Below are 19025 nucleotides of genomic sequence, written 5' to 3'. Positions count from 1 at the left end.
TGTTTCGGCATCCGATGATAACAATAAGGGAATTAACTTAAAGGCGGACAGGCCAGAGATGGAAGATAGTGACCGCCTCCAGGGTCGCCGCAGTGCGCTCGCCCAGGGCGCCGCTCACTTCATCCTGGCCCTGCTGCTGTCCGCCGCCCCGCTGCCGGCATTCTCCGCCGAGGACGGTTTCCTCAGGCACAAGCTCGCCGAGGGGCAGAGCCTGCGCGAGCTGGCCCGCCTGCACCTGGGCGACCCGAACCTGTGGACGGAGATCCTGCGCGCCAGCGGCCTCGCCTCGGTCGCCGACGCGAGGCCCGGCGTGGAACTGCGCATCCCGGCCACCCAGGTCAGCCGGGCCAACCGGGCGCTGGCCGCCGCCCTCGACCATATCCGCTCCGCGACGGAGGCCGGGGCCAAGGTCTTCGCGGCGGGGGAGATCGAGCAGGCGGTGGACCTGCACGAACAGGCGCTCTCCAGGCGGCAGGCCGGGGAGTGGGCGGTTGCGGTCGACCTGGCCGGGCGGGCGGAGAAGGTGGCGGACCAGGCCCTGCAACTGGCCCTGAAGGCGCGCGACGCAGCGGTGGAAGCCCTGCTCAGCGACCGGCAGGGGGAGGTCGAGGGCCGCCGGCCGCGCGACCTGGTCTGGGCCGACCGGCCCCTGAGATCCACGCTGGTCGAGGAGGAGCGCGTGCGCACCCTGTCCCGCTCGACCGCCCAGATCACCTTCCGCGACGAGAGCCGCCTGCGCCTCAACGCCAATTCCGAGGCCGTCATCATCCGCATGCGGGCCGATCCGCTGGAGCGGGCGCAGGAGGCCAAGGTCAACCTGGTCGAGGGGGACTTCTACGCCCTGCTGTCGGGCAAGAGCCGGCGGAAGACCTTCGAGCTGGAGATTCCCGACGTGCAGACCCAGATCAACTCGACCAGTTTCTGGGTCGAGCGGGACCGCCAGGGCTCCAAGTTCACCAACTACGACGACGCGACGCTGGAGGTCGCGGCCCGGGGCTCCAGCGTCACGCTGGGCCGCAACGAGGGCACCGTGGTCCCGGCGGGCCAGGCCCCGGCCGAGGCGGTCGCGGTCATGCCGGCGCCGGAGATCGTCGCCCCGCGCGACGACGCGACCGTCTTCAACGCCGACGCGGAGCTGGCCTGGGCCGTGGTACCGGGATCGACCGGCTATTGGCTGGAAGTCGGCCATGACCAGGTGTTCCAGCAGCTGGTGGACAGCCGCTGGGGCCTGCCCGAGCCGCGCCTCGCCATGCCCGGGCTGGAGGTCGGGTCCTATTATTGGCGGGTGGCCGCGCTGGACAAGTTCGGGTTGCCGGGGGAGCGCAGCGCCGCGCACCGGTTCAACATCCGCATCGACACCACGCCGCCTTACCTCGCCATCAACGAGCCGGCGGACGGCACCATCCTTCAGGAGGCGCCGGTCCTGGTGCGGGGCACGGCGGAACCGGATTCCGCGTTGGCCTTCCGGGGCCAAGCCGTGGCGGTCGGCCCGGACGGCGCCTTCGAACTGGCCTTCCAGCCCCCCGAGGGATCGAACGAGGTCCGCATCGAGGCGACCGACCCCGCCGGCAACCGGACCGAGCGGGCAAGGTCCTTCACCTTCACGCCGGCGGGGACGGCGGCGGTCGCCTACGACGCCGACCTGCCCCGCATCGGACCGCGCCACTTCGTGACCGGCGGAAGCCCCCTGGTCCTGTCCGGCGCCACCGAGGCGGACGCCAGGATCGGCGTCCGCTCCGCCTCGGGCCCCCTGCGCGCCTCGACCTTCAGCGATTCCGCCGGCCGGTTCCGGCTCACGGTGCCCCTGGATCAGGCGGAGGAGGCGCTGACCCTGACCGTCACCACGCCCAACGGCGTCACGACCGACGAGACGTTCCGGGCCACCATCGACCGCGAGGCCCCCCGGATCACCCTGGACGAGCAGCCGCCTGCCGTGACCAACGTCCAGTGGCTCCCGCTCCAGGGCCGCGTCGAGCCCGGCGCCGTCCTGCTGGTGAACGGCCGCCCGGTCCCCGAACTGGAGGGCCGGTTCAAGGAACAGGTCGAGCTGGCGGCCGGCGAGAACCGGATCGAGATGCTGGCGACCGACCGGGTCGGGAACACGGGGATCGAGCGCTGGATCGTCAGCCTGGACCAGGAGCCGCCGGAACTCCTCGACGGCCGGGCCGAGCCGCGCCGGATCGAGCGCGGCGGCCGGCTGACCATCGAGGTCAAGGCCCGCGACCGCTCCGGCCTGCGGCAGGCGGCGGCGGTCACCGTGGCGGTCGGCGACGGTCTCTACACCGATTACCTGAGGTTCAACGACTCCTCGCAGAGCTACCGCACCACCCTGACCCTGCCGGCCGACGCGGCGGGGCCGGTCGTCCTGAAGGACGTGCTGCTGGAGGACTATGTCGGAAACGGACGGCGCTACCGGCTGGATTGAGGAGCGGGCATGGCAAAGGGCATCGGCTTGGTATCTCTGTCGTCTCGTGCCGTCAGGCTGAGCGCCGTCCTGGCGGTCGCCGTCGCGGGTTCGGCTGCGCTGGCGCAGGGCACGCCGCCCGAACGTCCCCTGTCGGTGACCTACGGCCCGAAGGCCCTGCCAGTCGAGGGCGACGACGACCACCGGGAGGTGATCCTCCTCAGCGTTCCCCAGGACACCCGCGAAAAGCTCCATCTCCGCGTCTTCGACCCGGACCTGGGCGGCGAGCACGACCTGGTCTACGGCAAGCCGGACACCGAGGCCCGCTTCCGGCTGTTCGGCGGCGCGGGCGCATCCACGGACGCCGGGACCGAGCTGGCCGCCCGCGACTTAGCCCTGGACCCGGAGGGCGACGGCAAATGGACGACCCTGGCCGCCTTCGACCCGGAGGACGGCGAACTGGTGGACGGGCGCCGCGTGTTCAGGCTCGTGGTCGAGGGGCTGGGCGGCGACGACGCCAACCTGTTCACGGCCACCGTCAGCCTGCGCGACCACCGCAACCTGGAACCCCAGGGATTGGAGGTCCTGGCCTACCGCCCGACGGTCCGGATGCCCGACAAGCGCTCGGTGGCGGAACTGCGATTCCTGGTCCCCGCCGACGCCCGCAGCCTGACGGTCGCCAACTTCGACGCGGCCAACGGCGAGGTCTCCTTCGCGTCGGCCTTCCGGAGCCAGCCGCTGGCCGCCTCGGGCCAGGGCGACTGGCGCTCCACCACCGTCGCCCTGGCGCCCGGCGAAGCCGGCCAGACGGCGGCGATCCTGTTCGGCGGCGGGGAGGAGGTGCCGAACGACGCCACCTTCACCGTCACCGACGACCAGGGCCGCCCGGTCCCCATCGCCCTTCCGGCCCTGGCGAAGCGTCCCAACCAGAGGCCGCAGGCCTCGGCCGCGGTGGAGACGCTGGCCGACTGCTACTCGGTGTCGTTCGATGCCGGCGCCAGCCTCGATCCGGACGGCGATTCCCTGCGCTACGCCTGGGAGTTCGGCGACGGTTCTGCCGGCGAGGGCCGGACCGTCACCCACCGCTATCCCGGCCCCGGCAGCTACTCGGGAACGCTGCGCGTGCTCGACGGCTCCGGCACCGTCGGCAACGGCACCGCCCTGCCCGTCCCGGTCTTCCTGAAACGGCCCCCGACCGCGGCGGCGGGAGCCGACCGGCTGGTGGCGCCGGGGGAGGCCGTGGGTTTCGACGCCTCCGACTCCCGGGCGGGCGACCGGCCGATCGCCCGGCGCCTGTGGAACTTCGGCGACGGCTCGCACGGCGAGGGGGTCCGGGCGAGCCGGGCCTATGCCGCTCCCGGCCGCTACACCGTGACCCTGACGGTGGAGGACGACACGGCCCCGCCCTGCAACGCCGGGACCGACACCGCCGTGGTGCGGGTCAACGCGCCGCCGGTCGCCGTAGCGGGGACCGATGCGAGGATTTCCGTGGGCGAGGTCCTCCGGCTCGACGGCGGCAGCAGCTACGACGTGGACGGGCGGATAACCGCCCACGCCTGGGACTTCGGCGACGGCGCCTCGGCCGAGGGGCAGGCGGTGGAGCATGCCTTCGAGCGGCCGGGGACCTACCGCGCCGTCCTGACCGTGCGCGACGATTCCGGCGTGGCCAACGGCGTCACCCGCAGCGAGCTGCGCGTCGTGGTCAACGACCCGCCGGTGGCGCAGGCGGGACCTGACCGGCGGGTGGCGGTCGGCGAGCGGATCCCGTTCGACGCCTCGGCCTCCACCGACGGCGACGGCGCCCTGATCGACCATGCCTGGGATTTCGGCGACGGCGCGCGGGGGTCGGGCCGGCAGGTGACCTACGCCTACCGGACGCCCGGCACCTACCGCGTCGGGCTGGTGGTGACCGACGATTCCCGGACCTCGACCAGCACGGGCGAGGACGAGCTGACCGTCACCGTCAACGCGCCCCCCATCGCCGACGCCGGTCCCGACCAGGTCGTGACGGCCAGCCTGGTTTCGTTCGACGGCGGCGGCTCGACCGATCCGGACGGGCGCATCGCCCGCTACGACTGGGACTTCGGCGACGGGTCCACCGGGACCGGCCCGCAGCCGACCCATGTCTACCGCAAGGTCGGCGACTATCTGGTGCGGCTGACCGTGACCGACGATTCCGGCACCGTGCGGAGCAGCGATTCCGACACGATGCGGGTGCTGGTGAACGCGGCGCCGATCGCCGACGCGGGGCCGGACCAGACCGTCTCGCCCGGCCAGACCGTGACGTTCTCCGCCCGCGGCTCGCTCGATCCCGACGGCGACATCGCCGGCTACCAGTGGGAATTCGGCGACGGCAGCGGCGCCGGCGGGCCTCAGGCGACCCACCGCTTCGCCGAACCCGGAACCTACCGGGTCCGCCTGACGGTGCGCGACGACACCGGCCAGTCCGACGCGGTGGATTTCGACGAGGCGCTGGTCTTCGTCAACGCCGAACCGGTCGCCGACGCCGGCCCGGACCGCAGGGCGGCGCCCGGCGAAGAGGTCAGGCTGAACGGCTGCAGCTCCTTCGACGCCGACGGCCCGCTGGCGGCGTACCGCTGGACTTTCAGCGACACGGAGACCCGGGCGGAGACCTGCGCCACGGCGCGGCGGTTCGACAAGCCCGGCAGCTACACCGCCCGGCTGACCGTGACCGACTCCTCCGGCGCGCTCAACGGCACCGCCCAGGACACGGTGGCGATCCGGATCAACGCGGCGCCGGTCGCGTCGGCCGGTCCCGACATCGTCAGCGGCACCACGGTCATCGACTTCGACGCCTCGTCCTCCGCCGACGCCGACGGCGATCCCCTGACCTTCCGCTGGGACTTCGGCGACGGTTCCGAACCGGCGGGCGGGGAGCGGGTCACCCATGCCTATGCCGAGGGTGGCGCCTACCCCGTGACCCTCACGGTGGACGACGGCACGGGCCTCGCCAACGCCCGGGCCTCGACCGCGATCACGGTGACCATCAACCAGCCGCCGGTCGCGGTCGCGGGTGCCAACCGGCAGGTCTGCGCCGGCGACGTGGTGCTGTTCGACGGCAGCAAGTCGTTCGACCCCGACGGCGGGCTGCTGCGCTACGGCTGGGACTTCGGCGACGGCACCGGGGCCGACACTGTCAACCCGACCAAGACCTACCGCTCCGGCGCGGTCTATCCCGTGACCCTGACGGTGCGGGACGAGTCCGGCTTCGACCGGGCCAGCCACACCGACCGGCTGGTGGTCGTCGTGGACGAATCCCCGATCGCGGAGGCCGGGCCGGACCGTATGGTCTGCGCCAACACCGAGGTGCATTTCGACGGTTCCCGGTCGCGCGACTTCGACGGGGTGGTCAACCGCTTCACCTGGGACTTCGGCGACGGCAACACGGGCGGCGGCGAGAGCCCCGTCCATGTCTTCCGCCGGCCGGGAAGCTACCGCGTGCTGCTGACCATCGAGGGCGACCGCGGCGGCCAGTGCGACAACACCGACACCGACGAACTGGCGGTCCAGGTCGCCGCCGCCCCGGTGGCGAGCATCGACGCGCCGGCCCGCGTCCCGGTCGGCGCCCCCGCCGCCTTCAGGGCAGGGACCGAGGGCGGCATCGCGGCCTATCGCTGGGACTTCGGCGACGGCACGGCGGCGGAAGGAGCCGAGGTCGAGCACATCTACGCCCAGCCCGGCCCCTATGTCGCGACCCTGTCCGTGCAGCCCGCGGCGGAGGCGACGTCGTGCAGCGCCGTGACGGTCCAGCACCGGATCATCGCCAACGCCCCGCCGGTGGCGGACGCCGGCCCCGACCGGTCCGTCGCGACGCGGGAGGAGGTCGGCTTCGACGGCTCCCTCTCCGCCGACCCGGACGGCGCGGTGACCCGCTACGAGTGGGACTTCGGCGACGGCACCACCGGCACCGGCATGGCGGCGCGGCACCGCTACGCCGAGAGCGGCACGTACAAGGTCACGCTGACCGTGACCGACGACGCCGGCGTGGCCAACAGCGTCGTCACCGACATCGCCACCGTGACCGTCAACGCGGCGCCCGAACCCGCCATCGCCGTGGCCGGCGGCGCCTGCTTCGGCCGGCCGGTGGCGCTCAGCGCCGCCGGGTCGAAGGATGCCGACGGCGCCCTGGCGCGGTTCGAATGGGACCTGGGCGACGGCTCCCGGGCCGAAGGGGCCGACATCTCCCACACCTACGCCGATCCAGGCACCTACCATGTCCGGCTGGTCGCCGACGACGGCGCGGGGCTCGCCAACAGCCGACGCAGCGCCGCCCATGCGCTGCACGTGAACCGGCCCCCGGAAGCCTCGGCCGGGCCGGACCGCGGCACCTGCCCCGGAACCCCGGTCGCGTTCGACGCCTCCGGGTCGATCGACTGGGACGGCAAGCTGGTGGAGTACCGCTGGGACTTCGGCGACGGGACCCAGGCCACGGGGGCCAAGGTGAGCCACAGCTTCGCCCAGCCCGGCCTCTACCCGGTCCGCCTGTCGGTGACCGACGATTCCGGCTCGCCCTGCGCGGTGGCGGAGGACGTGGCCCGGGTCCATGTCAACGCCCCCCCGGTCGTCGAGGCCGGCACCGACCGGGAGGCCTTCGCGGGAGGAGCCCATGACGACGTGCTGTTCGACGCCTCCGCCTCGGCCGATCCGGACGGCTCGGCGCTCGACTATGTCTGGGACCTGGGGGACGGGACGACCCGCACCGGCGAGAAGCTCCGCCACGCCTTCGCCCGGCCCGGAGTCTACAAGGTCCGCGTCGCGGTCCGGGACCGTTCGGGGCAGGCCTGCGGGGTGTCCGAGGGCGGGCTGACCGTCACCGTGCGCGGCCACGAGGAAACCGTCGCCGAGCGCGACGGCGCCACGGCGCGGCGCTGACCGGAGCGGCGGGAGCATCCGGTGCAGATAAGCCTGCGCAACAAGCTCCTGGTCTTCGCGATCGCCATCGCGGTCGTGCCGCTGCTGGTGGCGGGCCGCAGCATGGTCCGGATCGTCCAGGACGAGCTGAAAAGCTCGGCCAACGGCGATCTGGCCGCCACGGCGGAACAGATCGTGACGGAGATCAACGACCGGGCCGAACGGACCTGGCTGGCCCCGCTGCTGCTGATCCGCAACGCGCTCGACGACCAGCGGCTCGGCGTGCCGGAGAAGATCGCCCTGCTGACCCTGGGCATCAACGACCTGCCCGAGTTCGCGGCCCTCCAGATCACGGTGGAGGGAGCCCCGGTCCCGGTGGTGGTGACCAACGGCCTGTTCGCCAAGCGCCTTTCCGATTCCGGCATCGACCCCCTGAAGGTGCTGCGCCTGCCGGAGCAGGCGATCCGGGCCGCCGTGGACAGCGGCGAGTTCCATGTGGGCGACGTCAGCCATGTGGCCGCGACCGACGACTGGCTGGCGACCATCGTGCTGCCGCTGCGCTCCCGCTTCGCCGGGGCGCCGGCGGTCCTGTCCGTCCGGATCGATCTGGACCGCACGCGGCGCTTCCTGGAGAATCACCCGTTCGCCAAGACCGGCTTCATCACCGTCGTGGACCGGGAGGGCCGCCGGGTGTTCGACCCCCGGCGCGACGACCTGGGCGGCGTCGCCATGGCGGCGGAGGCGCTGGACCTGCTGAGGACAGGCAACAGGACGATCGCCGCCGGACCCTATGTCCGGCCGGACGGCCAGGCGATGCTGGGCGCCTACGCCTTCCCCCGCCCGTTCGACTGGGTCGTGATGGTCGAGAAACGCCAGGAGGACGCTTATCTCGCCGTGGACCGCATGATCGGAAGCCTTTTCCACTGGGTGCTGGCCGGCGTCGCCGTCGCCGTCGCCGGGTCGATCCTGCTCGCCTTCCGGATCAGCCGGCCGATCATCGAGATCGACCGCGTCGCCGGGGAAGTCGCCCGAGGCAATTTCCAGGTGCGCGTGCAGGACGTGCATTCCCGGGACGAGATCGGCGACCTGGCCCAGCGGATCAACGCCATGGTGGTCGGCCTCAACGAACGGTTCCACCTTCAGAAGTTCGTCTCCGGCGGCACCATGCTGGCGATCCGCAATTCCGACGGCGGGATCAAGCTGGGCGGCGAGCGCCAGCGCGTCGCCATGCTGTTCTCCGACATCCGGGGCTACACCGCCTTCGCCGAGCGGGTCGATCCCGAGACGGTGGTCGAGATGCTCAACTTCTACTTCCAGCATCAGGCGGAGATCGTGCAGCGGCACCACGGCGACGTGGACAAATATGTCGGCGACCAGCTCCTCGCCGTGTTCCAGGGCGACGAGATGGTGGCGAACGCCGTCCGGGCCGCCCTGGACATCCAGGAGGAGATCGCCTCCCTGAGCGCCCGGCATCCGGATTGGAAGCTTTCCGTGGGCATCGGCCTCCATGCCGGGGAGGTCGTGATGGGTGCCATGGGCAGTCTGGACCGGATGGACTACACGGTGCTGGGCGACAATGTGAACCTCGCGGCCCGGCTGTGCTCCCACGCCAAGCCGGGCAACATCCTCCTGAGCGAGACCGTCCAGCAGGCGATCCGGGACTGCGCCGAGTTCGAGACGGTCCGGCTGCCGCCGGTCACGCTCAAGGGCAAGCGGGACCCCGTCCCCGTCTTCGAGGTGTCCCGCCGCGCCACCGCGGGGCTGGCTACGCGCCCGCCCTGATCCAGCTGACGATGGCGTCGGCGATCATCCGCTTGTGCTTCTCCTTGGTCTCGGCCTCGGAGAAGTCCTGGCGGAAGATCGCGCCGAAGGTGTAGCGGTTGGAGACGCGGAAGAAGCAGAAGGCGCTGATCATCATGTGCAGGTCGACCGGGTCGATGCCGGTCTTGAAGATACCCTCCCGCCGGCCGCGCTCCACGATCGACGCGATGCTCTGGATGATCGGGACGTTCAGGTTGCGGATCCGCTCCGACGCGGCGATATGCTCGCCCCGGTGGATGTTCTCGATGCTGACCAGCCGGACGAAGTCGGAATTGGCGTCGTGGTAGTCGACGGTGAAATCGATCAGCCGGCGGACCGCCTGCTCCGGCTCCAGGTCTTCCAGGTGAAGCTCGCTCTCGATCGCCCGGATGTCGCCGTAGGCCTTTTCCAGGACGGCGGCGTAGAGCCCTTCCTTGCTGCCGAAATAGTAATAGATCGCCCGCTTGGTCGTGCGCGTGCGCGCCGCTATCGCGTCCACGCGGGCGCCGGCCAGCCCGTGGTCGGCGAATTCCTTCGTGGCGACGGCCAGGATGTCCTGCTTGGTGCGCTCGGGATCGTTCTTGCGCGTTGGGGTTCGGGGTTTTTCCTTGAGCGCCACGTCTTCCGGAAGATCCATTCCAAGTTCCTATAGATAGTCCAGGCCGCTGAACGAACTGGTTAGTGCGGCTGAACGTAACACGATTCGCTGGATCCGGGGAACCGGGGTCGGACCCCCATTTCCCCGGAAGGCCTTTGAAACAGAACGCCCTTGGGAAATGGGGGTCCGACCCTGGTTTCCCTCGTCGGCGCTACTCCGCCGCCATCGGCAGGTCGCCGAGTTGCATGCCGGCGTCCACGGCGGTCAGCGCGGTCATGTTGACGATGCGGCGGACGGTGCTGGTGGGGGTCAGGATATGGACCGGCTGGGCCGCCCCCAGCAGGATCGGGCCGACCGTGACGCCCTGCCCCGCCACGGCCTTCAGCGCGTTGAAGGTGATGTTGGCGGCGTCGATGTTGGGCATCATCAGCAGGTTCGCCTCTCCGGTCAGCCGCCCGTCCGGGAACACGCGCTCCAGGATGTTGCGGTTGAGCGCCGCGTCGGCGTGCATCTCGCCGTCCACCTCCAGGTCCGGAGCCATCTTCTGGATCAGGGCCAGGGCGGCGCGCATCTTCCGGGCCGACGGGGTGTCGGCGCTGCCGAAGCTGGAATGGGACAGCAACGCCGCCCGCGGCGTCAGGCCGAACCGCCGGACCTCCGTCGCGGCGAGAAGCGTCATCGCGGCGATCTCCTCCGCGGTCGGCTCGGGGTTGATGTAGGTGTCGCAGATGAACAGCGTGTGCCTGGGCAGCATCAGCAGGTTCATGGCGGCGAAGTTGCGGCAGTCCTTCTGAAGCCCGATCAGCTCGCTGACATATTTCAGGTGGGCCTCGTAGGGGCCGGAGGTCCCGCACATCAATCCGTCGGCCTTGCCCTGCCGCACCAGGGCCGCCCCGATCAGCGTGGTATTGCGGCGCATCTCGGTCGCCGCGTAATTGCGCGCCAGGCCGTGCCGGCGCCGAAGCTGGTAGTAGAGCTCTGCCGCCTCCGAGATCATGCCGTCGTCGTCGAAGTCGGCGATGTCGTAGTCGCGGCCCGGCTCGATATGAAGGCCGAGTTCGCGGACCTTCTGCACGATGACCTGGGAGCGGCCGACCAGGATCGGGCGCGCCAGCTTCTCGTCCACCACGACCTGCGCCGCGCGCAGCACCCGGTCGTCCTCGCCCTCGGCGTAGCAGACCCGCTTGGTGATCTCCGCCGCGGCGGCGAAGACCGGCTGCATCACGGTGCCGGAACGGTAGACGAAGCCGCCGAGCTGGTCGCGGTACGCCTTCATGTCGGCGATCGGCCGGGTCGCCACCCCGGTCCGCATCGCGGCCTCGGCGACGGCCGGCGCCACCGACGTGATCAGGCGGGGATCGAACGGCCGCGGGATCAGGTAGTCCGGCCCGAACGGCTCCTGCGTGCCGTAGGCCGACGCCACCACGTCGGACGGCTCGGCCTCGGCGATGGCGGCGATCGCCTGTGTCGCGGCCAGCTTCATCTCCTCGTTGATGGTCGTGGCGCCGACGTCCAGCGCGCCGCGGAAGATGAAGGGGAAGCACAGGACGTTGTTGACCTGGTTCGGATAGTCGGACCGGCCGGTCGCGATCACGGCGTCGGGCCGGACCTCCTTCGCCAGTTCCGGCCGGATCTCAGGCTCGGGGTTGGCGAGCGCCAGGATCAGCGGGCGGTCGGCCATGCCCCGGACCATCTCGGGCTTCAGCACGCCGGCCATGGACAGGCCCAGGAAGATGTCGCTGCCCGGCATCACGTCGGCCAGCGTGCGCGCCTCGGTCGCCTGGGCGTAGCGCGCCTTGTTGTCGTCCATCGACTGGGTGCGGCCCTTGTAGATCACGCCCTTGCTGTCGGTGACGAAGGCGTTCTCCCGCCGCAGGCCCAGCCCGACCAGCAGGTCAAGGCAGGCGAGCGCCGCGGCGCCGGCGCCCGAGCAGACCAGCTTGACGTCCCCGATCTTCTTCCCGACCACCTTCAGCCCGTTGAGGATGGCGGCGGCGGTCACGATCGCGGTACCGTGCTGGTCGTCGTGGAAGACCGGGATCTTCATGCGCTCGCGCAGCTTGCGCTCGATGGTGAAGCATTCCGGCGACTTGATGTCTTCCAGGTTGATGCCGCCGAAGGTCGGCTCCAGGCTGGCGATGATCTCGACCAGCTTGTCGGGGTCGGTCTCGCCGACCTCGATGTCGAACACGTCGATCCCGGCGAACTTCTTGAACAGGCAGCCCTTGCCTTCCATGACCGGCTTGCTGGCGAGCGCGCCGATGTTGCCCAGGCCCAGCACCGCGGTCCCGTTGCTGATCACCGCGACAAGGTTCCCCCGGGAGGTCAGGTTCCGGGCTTCCATCGGGTCCTTCTCGATGGCGGTGCAGGCGAACGCCACGCCCGGCGAATAGGCCAGCGCCAGGTCGCGCTGGTTGGTCATGTCCTTGGTCGGCGTGATCGAGATCTTGCCCGGATTGGGAAAGCGGTGATAGTCGAGGGCGCTCTGGATCAGGTGTTCGTCCATTGGTCACGTTCTCCCTAGTTGGGGCTCCCTGGTTCGGGGCTCCCTGGTTCGGGGCTCCCTTGGAGCGGGTCGTTTCGCCCCGCTCCTGTCGTGAACCGCGTTCGCCTGCCCGGCGTCCCGCAGGGAGACGCCGCTATTTGGTATTCCGGGGTGTACTTCAGGTCAGCCAGGCGGTGTGCGCGAGCACCTCCCGGCTGCCCCGCCAGATCATGTCGAGCGCGACGTAGGTGATGATCAGCAGGCCGACCCAGCCGATCCAGCGGTGCTTGTGCAGCACGTGGGCGATCATGTTGGCGGCGGCGCCCATCAGCACCACGGACAGCAGGAGCCCGATCACCAGGATGGTCGGATGGTCCTTGGCGGCGCCGGCGACCGCCAGCACGTTGTCCAGCGACATGGACACGTCGGCGACGACGATCTGCCAGATCGCGGCGCCGAAGGTGACGCCCCCGGCGGCGACCGCGGCCTTGGCATCCATCGCCTCGTCGGGCGCCACCTCGTCCCTCCCGTGGGAGCGGAGCTCGCGGTACATCTTCCAGCAGACCCACAGCAGCAGCACGCCGCCGGCCAGCGTCAGCCCGATGATCGCGAGGAGTTGGGTGGTGATCAGCGCGAAGAAGATGCGCAGCCCGATGGCGGCGCCGATGCCCCAGAAGATGACCTTGCGGCGCTGCTCCATCGGAACCGCGGCGGCGGCCATGCCGACCACGATGGCGTTGTCGCCGGCCAGCACCAGGTCGATGGCGATGACCTGCCCCAGCGCCGCGAGTTGTGACCAAAGATCGATATTTTCCAAGTCGTGATTCCCCTGGAGGATGGGCGCGCCGGATCAGGCGTCGAAGAAGACGGTCTCGGCGTCGCCCTGGAGGTGGATGTCGAAGCGGTAGACCGGCCCGCCGGCGGTGTCCTCGCGCCGGGCGACCAGGGTGCCGCGCCGGGCCGGCTCTACCAGGTTTAACACCATGTCGGCCGCGTTGGCCTCGGCCTCGTCGCCGAAATATATTCGCGTGTAGGCGTGGTCGGGCAGCCCGCGGGCGAACACCGTCACGTTCAGGTGCGGCGCCTGCGGCCGGGCATCCGCCCCGGCTACCTGCCCCGGCTTGATCGTCTCGATCCGGAAGGCGCCGCTCCCGTCTGTACCCACGCGGGCGAAGCCGTGGAAGTCGGCGCCCCGGCCGTCGGCCGGATGGTCGTAGCGGCCTTCGGCGTCGGCCTGCCAGACCTCGACCAGGCTGTCTATCACCGGGTTGCCGGCGCCGTCGATCACGCGCCCGGTCACCACGATGCGCTCGCCCGGCGATCGCTCGTCGCCGATCCGGCCCCCGGCGATGCCGGGCCGGCCGTAGGATTCCGGGACCAGCCCGTAGGCGAAATAGGGTCCAACCGTCTGCGAGGGGGTCTGCTCGGGCATGGCTCAGTCCTCGTGGGTCGGGGTGGCGCGCGGGCCGCGCAGCACGATGTCGAACTCGTAGCCCAGGGCCTGCATCGGCTCGGTCACGTCGAGCGAGAAGCGCGACACCAGCCGCTCGCGCGACTTCTCCGGGATGCCCTGGTAGATCGGGTCGAACGCCAGCAGCGGGTCGCCGGGAAAGTACATCTGCGTGACCAGGCGGGTGACGAAGCTGGGGCCGAACAGCGAGAAATGGATGTGGTTGGGCCGCCAGGCATTGTGGTGGTTGCCCCAGGGATAGGCTCCGGGCTTGATCGTGACGAAGCGGTAGCGGCCCTCGGCGTCGGTGACGGTGCGGCCGCCGCCGAAGAAGTTGGGGTCGAGCGGGGCGTCGTGCTGGTCCCAGCGGTGGATGTAGCGGCCGGCGGCGTTGGCCTGCCAGACCTCGATCAGGCTGTGCGGCACTGGGCGGCCGGCCTCGTCCATCACCCGGCCGGTGACGATGATGCGCTCGCCCAGCGGCTCGCCGTTCCGGACGCCGTTCCGCGTCAGGTCGTGGTCGAGCGGGCCGACGCTGTCGTGGCCGAACACCGGGCCGGTCAGCTCCGACAGGCCGTGCGGCAGCGGAACCAGCGGTTTGGTCGGACCGCGCAGCAGCGTCGACTTGTAGTCCGGAACGATGTAGGGCGGGTGGCTGCTCCAGTCCCGCCGGGTATATTCCGTATTCGGTTTCATGGTCTCCCTCCCTCCATGGTGTCGAAGACCTCCTGCGCGATCTGGAAGGCGTGGTTCGCGACCGGGACGCCGCAATAGATCCCGATCTGGAGCAGCACTTCCTTGATGTCGTCGCGGGTCAGGCCGTTGTTGAAGGCCGCGCGGACATGCATGGCGAACTCTTCCCAGTGGCCCAGCGCCGCCATCATGGACAGGGTCATGCAGCTCCGGGTGTGGCGCGGCAGGCCCGGCCGGGTCCAGATCTCCCCCCAGGCATAGCGGGTGATGAGATCCTGGAACTCCTCGTTGAACGGGGTGCGGCGGCCCAGGGAGCGGTCGACATGGGCATCGCCCAGGACCGCGCGGCGCACCTCCATGCCCCGGTCGTAGCGTTCACGGTCATCCATGCTTGGTCTCCGTCATCTGGAGGAACCCGATCAGGTTGCGGGTGAACAGGTCGGCCTGCTCGACGTTGGACAGGTGCGCCGCGTCCAGGTCGACCAGCGCCGCCCCGGGAATGGCCGCCGCGATCAGCTGCGACTGGGCCGGCGGCGTCGCCAGGTCGTGGGTCCCGGATATCACCAGCGTCGGCACGGCGATGCCGGCGATGTCGGCGCGCTGGTCCATGTCGCGCACCGCCGCGCAGCAGGCGGCGTAGCCTTCCGGCGGGGTATCGCGCAGCATGGCGGCGATCCGCTCCACGGCGGCGGGATCGGCCTTCCGGAAGTGCTGCGTGAACCAGCGGTCGATCACTCCGGGCACGATCGCGGCCATGCCGTCCCGCCTGACCGTCTCGATGCGGGCGTTCCAGACTTCGGGCGAGCCGATGAAGGCGGACGTGTTGGCGAGCACCAGGCGCCCGATCCTCTCCGGCGCGTTGACGCCCAGCCACTGGCCGACCATGCCGCCCTTGGACAGGCCGCAGAACAGGACCCTGTCGATGTCCAGCGCGTCCAGCAGCTCGACCGCGTCGCGGCCCAGCCGCTCGATGGTGTAGGGACCCGCCGGCGCGTCGGAGCGGCCATGGCCCCGGCTGTCGTAGCGCAGCACGCGGAACCGCTCGGCCAGGGCGGGCATCTGGGGATCCCACATCTCCAGGACGGTGCCGAGCGAATTGGACAGCAGCAGGACCGGGCTCCCCTCGGCTCCGTCGAACCGATAGTGGATCCGGGTCCCGTCCCCGGTGGTGACGTGGGGCATGGGTTCCTCCCTTCCTTGGCTTCTATCGTTGCTTGCGTCGTTCCGTGACCCGGTCCACGAAGGCGCCGGCCTGCCCGGTATAACCGGCGGGATCGAACAGACGGTCCAGCCCCGCCGCGTCGATCAGCTCCGTCACGGCCGGATCGTCGCCCAGCACGTCGCGCAGGTGCCGGCCCTCGGCGACGGCCTTGCGGGTGGCGTGCTCGACCAGTTCGTGGGCCTGGAGGCGGCCGATCCGCGCGCCGAGCGCCATCATGACGCCCTCCGCCATGATCAGGCCATGGGTCGCGTCCAGGTTGGAGCGCATGCGGCCGGCATCCACTTCCAGGCCGGGAAGCATGTCGGCCGTCTGGGCGAGCGCCCCCATGACGGTCATGGCGAGGTCCGGCAGGGCGACCCATTCCGCGTGCCAGTTGCCCAGGCCGCGCTCGTGCTCCTGCGGCATTGCCGCGAACAGGGTCGCGACCAGGCCCGGCGCGCGGGTCGCGGCGGCGATCACCGACGCGGCCGTCACGGGATTGCGCTTGTGCGGCATGGTGGAGGAGCCGCCCCTGCCCGCCCCGGCCGGCTCGAACGCCTCGCCCACGTCGGTCTGCATCAGCAGCGAGACGTCGCGCGCGATCTTGCCCAGCGTGCCGGCCAGCATGCCGAGCCAAGCGGCGAACTCGACGATGCGGTCGCGCTCGGCGTGCCAGGGCGTCGCCGGAAGCGTCAGGTCCAGGTCGTCCGCCAGGGCGGCGGCCACGTCCAGCCCGCGGTCGCCCAGCGCCGCCAGCGTGCCGGCGGCCCCGCCGAACTGGAGCGTGAGCAGGCGCGGGCGCAGCTCCTCCAGCCGGTCCCGGTGGCGCTGGAGCGCGTCCAGCCAGCCCGCGGCCTTGAGGCCGAAGGTGACGGGCAGCGCGTGCTGCAACCAGGTCCGCCCGACCAGCGGCGTCAGGCGGTGCCGGAGGGCCAGGTCGGCCAGGGTGCCGGTCAGCCGGTCCAGGTCGGCCTCGATCACCCCGATGGCCGCGCGGAGCTGGAGCACCAGGCCGGTGTCCATGGCGTCCTGGCTGGTGGCGCCCCAGTGGACGAAGCGCGCCGCCTCGGCGTCGGCGGCCCCGACCAGGGCGGTCAGGCGCTTGACCATGGGTATCGCCGGGTTGCCCGCCTTCGCCGTGGCCTCCGCCAGCTCGTCCAGGTCGAACAGGTCGGCCCGGCACTGGGCGGCGATGCTCGCGACCGCCGCCGCGGGGATCACACCGGCGGCGGCCTCCGCCCGGGCGAGGGCCGCCTCGAAGTCGAGCATGCCCTGGAGCCGGGCGCGGGCATCGAACAGCCGGGCGGCTTCGGCCGAGGCGAACAGCGGGGTGAGGAGCCGGTCCATCGCGAAACTCCTCCGGCCGTCAGGCGGCGCGGATGTCGAGCATCCGCCTGGCCTCTTCCACGGTCGCGGGCCGGGCGCCGTTGTTCGCGCAAAGTTCGGCGGCGACCTGGACCAGCTCGGCATTGCTCCGGGCCAGCCGGTCCTTGGCGATGCGGATATTGTCCTCCAGGCCCGTGCGCACGCCGTCGGCGCCGCGCTCCAGCACCCAGCGCATCACCTCGTTCTGGAAGCGCCCGATCCCGGCAGCCGTCCAGGTGGCCTCGGGGATCACCCGCTTCAACTCGCCCAGCAGGATGTCCAGCAGGCGCTCGTCGGCCGGCATCGCGTTCTTGACGCCCATGACGAACTGCACATGCGGCCGGCTGCTCATCAGCCCCTCGTCGATCAGCCGCCGGGCGCCGTGGATATGCGACAGGTCGAAGATCTCGATCTCCGGCCGGATGTCGTTCTCCTTCATCCGGGTGGCGAGGTCGGTCACCAGCGCGGGCGCGTTCTCGTAGACGATGGTCGGGAAATTGACCGAGCCGGTGGACAGCGACGCCATGTCCGGCTTCAGGTACAGGGCGCTGCCGCGCGCCGCCTGGTCGCGCCCGCGCCCCCCGGTCGAGAACTGGACGATCATGCCGGGACAGTGCTTGCGGATGCCTTCCTGGACCTGCGCGAACAGCTCCGGGCTGGAGGACGGCGTCTCGTCCGGGTTGCGCACATGGACATGGACCAGGCTTGCTCCCGCCTCGAACGCCTCGTGGGTCGATTCCACCTGTTCCGACGGGGTCACCGGCACCGCCGGATTGTCCTTCTTGCGCGGCACCGATCCGGTGATGGCGACGGCGATGACGACGGGTCTGGACATGGATTCTTCCCCCTCCTGGATGTCTGTTCTTGCTTGGGCGCCGCGCGATGTCCGGGCCTCGATCTTGTCAACAGCGGCGCGGGGCGCTGGTTCAGTCGGCATCCCGGCCGCCGGACTTGACCGACTTTGCATACCCGAATACTGGAGCTGGCCGGCGGTCCGGTTTTGAACGTTCTAGTTCGTACATTCCTGGTAATAGGATTACCAGTCGGTCCATTATGCTACAAGCGAAAAAAGGGGGCATGCGGAAGCATGTTCCCGTCTGCGGGGCGGTTTCCCTCCGACCCGTCGATCCCAGCCGGCCCGCGGGACACGTCCGTCAACATCAGGAAAACATCGTGCAGACACCTTCCCCAGGCGATGCCCCGGGTTCCCGGGAACTCCGGGGCATCGCCATCACGCTCGCGGCGATGCTGCTGTTCGGGCTGATGGATGCCGTCAGCAAGTATCTCAGCGTCCGTTACTCGGCGCCCCAGGTGCTGTGGCTGCGATACCTGTTCACGGTGCCGCTGCTGCTGGTGGTGATCCCGCCGCGCCGGATCGGCCGCGTCGCCCATTCCCAGCGCCCTTGGATCCAGTGCGCCCGGGCGCTTCTGCTCGCCGTCGAGATCGGCATGGTCATCTGGGCGTTCGGGCGGCTGCCCCTGGCGGACGTGCATGCGGTGGTGGCGCTGACGCCGTTGGTGGTCGCCGCCCTCTCGGTGCCGCTGCTGGGGGAGCGGGCCGGGCTCCGGCAATGGGCCGCGATCGCCGCCGGCTTCGTGGGCGCCGTGATCGTGCTTCGCCCCGGCCTGGGGGTCGTCCAGCCGGCGACGCTGATGGTGCTGGCCGCCGTCCTGCTCTACGCCCTCTACCAAGTGCTCACCCGTCTGGTCGGGCGGGTCGATGCCGCCGAGACCAGCCTGCTGTGGCAGATCGTCATCGGCGCCGTGGTGATTTCCGTTCCGGCGCTGCTGCAGTGGCGGATGCCGGAGCCGGCGCACTGGCCATTGTTCATGGCGGCGGCGGTTCTGGGCGGCGCCGGCCATTTCCTGCTGATCCGGGCCCTCCAGATGGCGCCGGTCGCGGTGACCCAGCCGTTCAGCTACACGCTGCTGCTCTGGGCCGTGATCATCGGATACCTGGTGTTCGGAGACCTCCCGGACGCATGGACCCTGGTCGGGGCCGGCATCGTCATCGCCGCGGGCAGCTACTCCGCCCTGACACGGAGGTAGTTTATTGAACGTTCCGGTTCGTACATTTTTGCTTGACAGGAATGTACCGGTCGGTTCATTTTTCGGGCGAGAAGAATAACAGGCGGTTCGGGAGGAACTTCAGCCGCG

General features: G+C 70.5%; 13 protein-coding genes. 4 read left to right on the top strand and 9 right to left on the bottom strand.

Translation table 11 applies throughout. From position 1 onward, the window contains the following. Nucleotides 1-58: 58 nt before the first annotated feature. From JL101_RS34840 to JL101_RS34830, 3 genes are read left to right on the top strand one after another with little or no spacing between them, the layout of a single operon-like run. Nucleotides 59-2425, top strand: coding sequence for a FecR domain-containing protein (locus JL101_RS34840; RefSeq protein ID WP_203104032.1), 2367 nt, complete (start codon nucleotides 59-61; stop codon nucleotides 2423-2425). 9 nt (nucleotides 2426-2434) lie between these two features. Beyond that, a complete protein-coding gene (locus tag JL101_RS34835) occupies nucleotides 2435-7297 on the top strand; it encodes a PKD domain-containing protein (protein ID WP_203104030.1) in 4863 nt (1620 codons plus the stop codon). 21 nt (nucleotides 7298-7318) lie between these two features. After that, entirely contained in the window at nucleotides 7319-9058 is a 1740-nt protein-coding gene (locus tag JL101_RS34830; protein WP_203104028.1) for an adenylate/guanylate cyclase domain-containing protein, read from the top strand. On the opposite strand, the gene JL101_RS34825 is transcribed toward JL101_RS34830, so the two are convergent. The 9 genes from JL101_RS34825 to JL101_RS34785 all read right to left on the bottom strand — a co-directional run bounded on the left by JL101_RS34825 (nucleotide 9042) and on the right by JL101_RS34785 (nucleotide 17703). After that, nucleotides 9042-9713 (bottom strand): TetR/AcrR family transcriptional regulator, encoded by a 672-nt coding sequence (locus JL101_RS34825; protein WP_203104027.1) that lies wholly within the window; start codon nucleotides 9711-9713, stop codon nucleotides 9042-9044. The genes JL101_RS34830 and JL101_RS34825 overlap by 17 nt on opposite strands. Before the next feature lie 172 nt (nucleotides 9714-9885). Continuing rightward, nucleotides 9886-12180, bottom strand: coding sequence for an NADP-dependent malic enzyme (locus JL101_RS34820; protein ID WP_203104025.1), 2295 nt, complete (start codon nucleotides 12178-12180; stop codon nucleotides 9886-9888). A 157-nt stretch (nucleotides 12181-12337) separates the two neighbouring features. Beyond that, on the bottom strand, nucleotides 12338-12976 hold the full coding sequence (locus JL101_RS34815; protein WP_203104022.1) for a TerC family protein: 639 nt from the start codon (nucleotides 12974-12976) through the stop codon (nucleotides 12338-12340). A 33-nt stretch (nucleotides 12977-13009) separates the two neighbouring features. Continuing rightward, on the bottom strand, nucleotides 13010-13591 hold the full coding sequence (gene pcaG / locus JL101_RS34810; protein WP_203104020.1) for a protocatechuate 3,4-dioxygenase subunit alpha: 582 nt from the start codon (nucleotides 13589-13591) through the stop codon (nucleotides 13010-13012). A 3-nt stretch (nucleotides 13592-13594) separates the two neighbouring features. Then, nucleotides 13595-14305 (bottom strand): protocatechuate 3,4-dioxygenase subunit beta, encoded by a 711-nt coding sequence (pcaH, locus tag JL101_RS34805; protein ID WP_203104018.1) that lies wholly within the window; start codon nucleotides 14303-14305, stop codon nucleotides 13595-13597. Next, nucleotides 14302-14691 carry a 4-carboxymuconolactone decarboxylase gene (gene pcaC, locus JL101_RS34800; RefSeq protein ID WP_203104015.1) on the bottom strand — a complete coding sequence of 130 codons (390 nt, stop codon included), beginning with the start codon at nucleotides 14689-14691 and terminating at the stop codon, nucleotides 14302-14304. The genes pcaH and pcaC overlap by 4 nt, the downstream gene beginning before the upstream one ends. Further along, on the bottom strand, nucleotides 14684-15484 hold the full coding sequence (gene pcaD / locus JL101_RS34795; protein WP_203104013.1) for a 3-oxoadipate enol-lactonase: 801 nt from the start codon (nucleotides 15482-15484) through the stop codon (nucleotides 14684-14686). Before pcaD ends, pcaC begins: the two co-directional genes overlap by 8 nt. Nucleotides 15485-15506: 22 nt before the next feature. Next, a complete protein-coding gene (locus tag JL101_RS34790; protein WP_203104011.1) occupies nucleotides 15507-16850 on the bottom strand; it encodes a 3-carboxy-cis,cis-muconate cycloisomerase in 1344 nt (447 codons plus the stop codon). A gap of 19 nt (nucleotides 16851-16869) precedes the next feature. Continuing rightward, the gene (locus JL101_RS34785) at nucleotides 16870-17703 is read right to left on the bottom strand and encodes a BKACE family enzyme (RefSeq protein WP_203104009.1); all 834 of its coding nucleotides are present in this window, start codon (nucleotides 17701-17703) and stop codon (nucleotides 16870-16872) included. Between the two features lie 338 nt (nucleotides 17704-18041). Here JL101_RS34785 and JL101_RS34780 point away from each other — a divergent pair, with 338 nt between their 5' ends. Then, nucleotides 18042-18917 carry a DMT family transporter gene (locus JL101_RS34780; RefSeq protein WP_203104007.1) on the top strand — a complete coding sequence of 292 codons (876 nt, stop codon included), beginning with the start codon at nucleotides 18042-18044 and terminating at the stop codon, nucleotides 18915-18917. Nucleotides 18918-19025 lie beyond the last annotated feature (108 nt).

The organism is Skermanella rosea (assembly GCF_016806835.2).
Classification (GTDB): domain Bacteria; phylum Pseudomonadota; class Alphaproteobacteria; order Azospirillales; family Azospirillaceae; genus Skermanella; species Skermanella rosea.
The sequence above is the reverse complement of the archived record's forward strand: the minus strand, read 5'-3'. Positions and strand labels throughout refer to the sequence as shown.

What these genes read in the sequence shown, in the direction of transcription:
- JL101_RS34840 (WP_203104032.1), top strand. Translation starts at nt 59, where the DNA reads ATGGAAGATAGTGACCGCCTCCAGGGTCGCCGCAGTGCGCTCGCCCAG.
- JL101_RS34835 (WP_203104030.1), top strand. Translation starts at nt 2,435, where the DNA reads ATGGCAAAGGGCATCGGCTTGGTATCTCTGTCGTCTCGTGCCGTCAGG.
- JL101_RS34825 (WP_203104027.1), bottom strand. Translation starts at nt 9,713, where the DNA reads ATGGATCTTCCGGAAGACGTGGCGCTCAAGGAAAAACCCCGAACCCCA.
- JL101_RS34820 (WP_203104025.1), bottom strand. Translation starts at nt 12,180, where the DNA reads ATGGACGAACACCTGATCCAGAGCGCCCTCGACTATCACCGCTTTCCC.
- pcaG (WP_203104020.1), bottom strand. Translation starts at nt 13,591, where the DNA reads ATGCCCGAGCAGACCCCCTCGCAGACGGTTGGACCCTATTTCGCCTAC.
- pcaH (WP_203104018.1), bottom strand. Translation starts at nt 14,305, where the DNA reads ATGAAACCGAATACGGAATATACCCGGCGGGACTGGAGCAGCCACCCG.
- pcaC (WP_203104015.1), bottom strand. Translation starts at nt 14,691, where the DNA reads ATGGATGACCGTGAACGCTACGACCGGGGCATGGAGGTGCGCCGCGCG.
- pcaD (WP_203104013.1), bottom strand. Translation starts at nt 15,484, where the DNA reads ATGCCCCACGTCACCACCGGGGACGGGACCCGGATCCACTATCGGTTC.
- JL101_RS34790 (WP_203104011.1), bottom strand. Translation starts at nt 16,850, where the DNA reads ATGGACCGGCTCCTCACCCCGCTGTTCGCCTCGGCCGAAGCCGCCCGG.
- JL101_RS34785 (WP_203104009.1), bottom strand. Translation starts at nt 17,703, where the DNA reads ATGTCCAGACCCGTCGTCATCGCCGTCGCCATCACCGGATCGGTGCCG.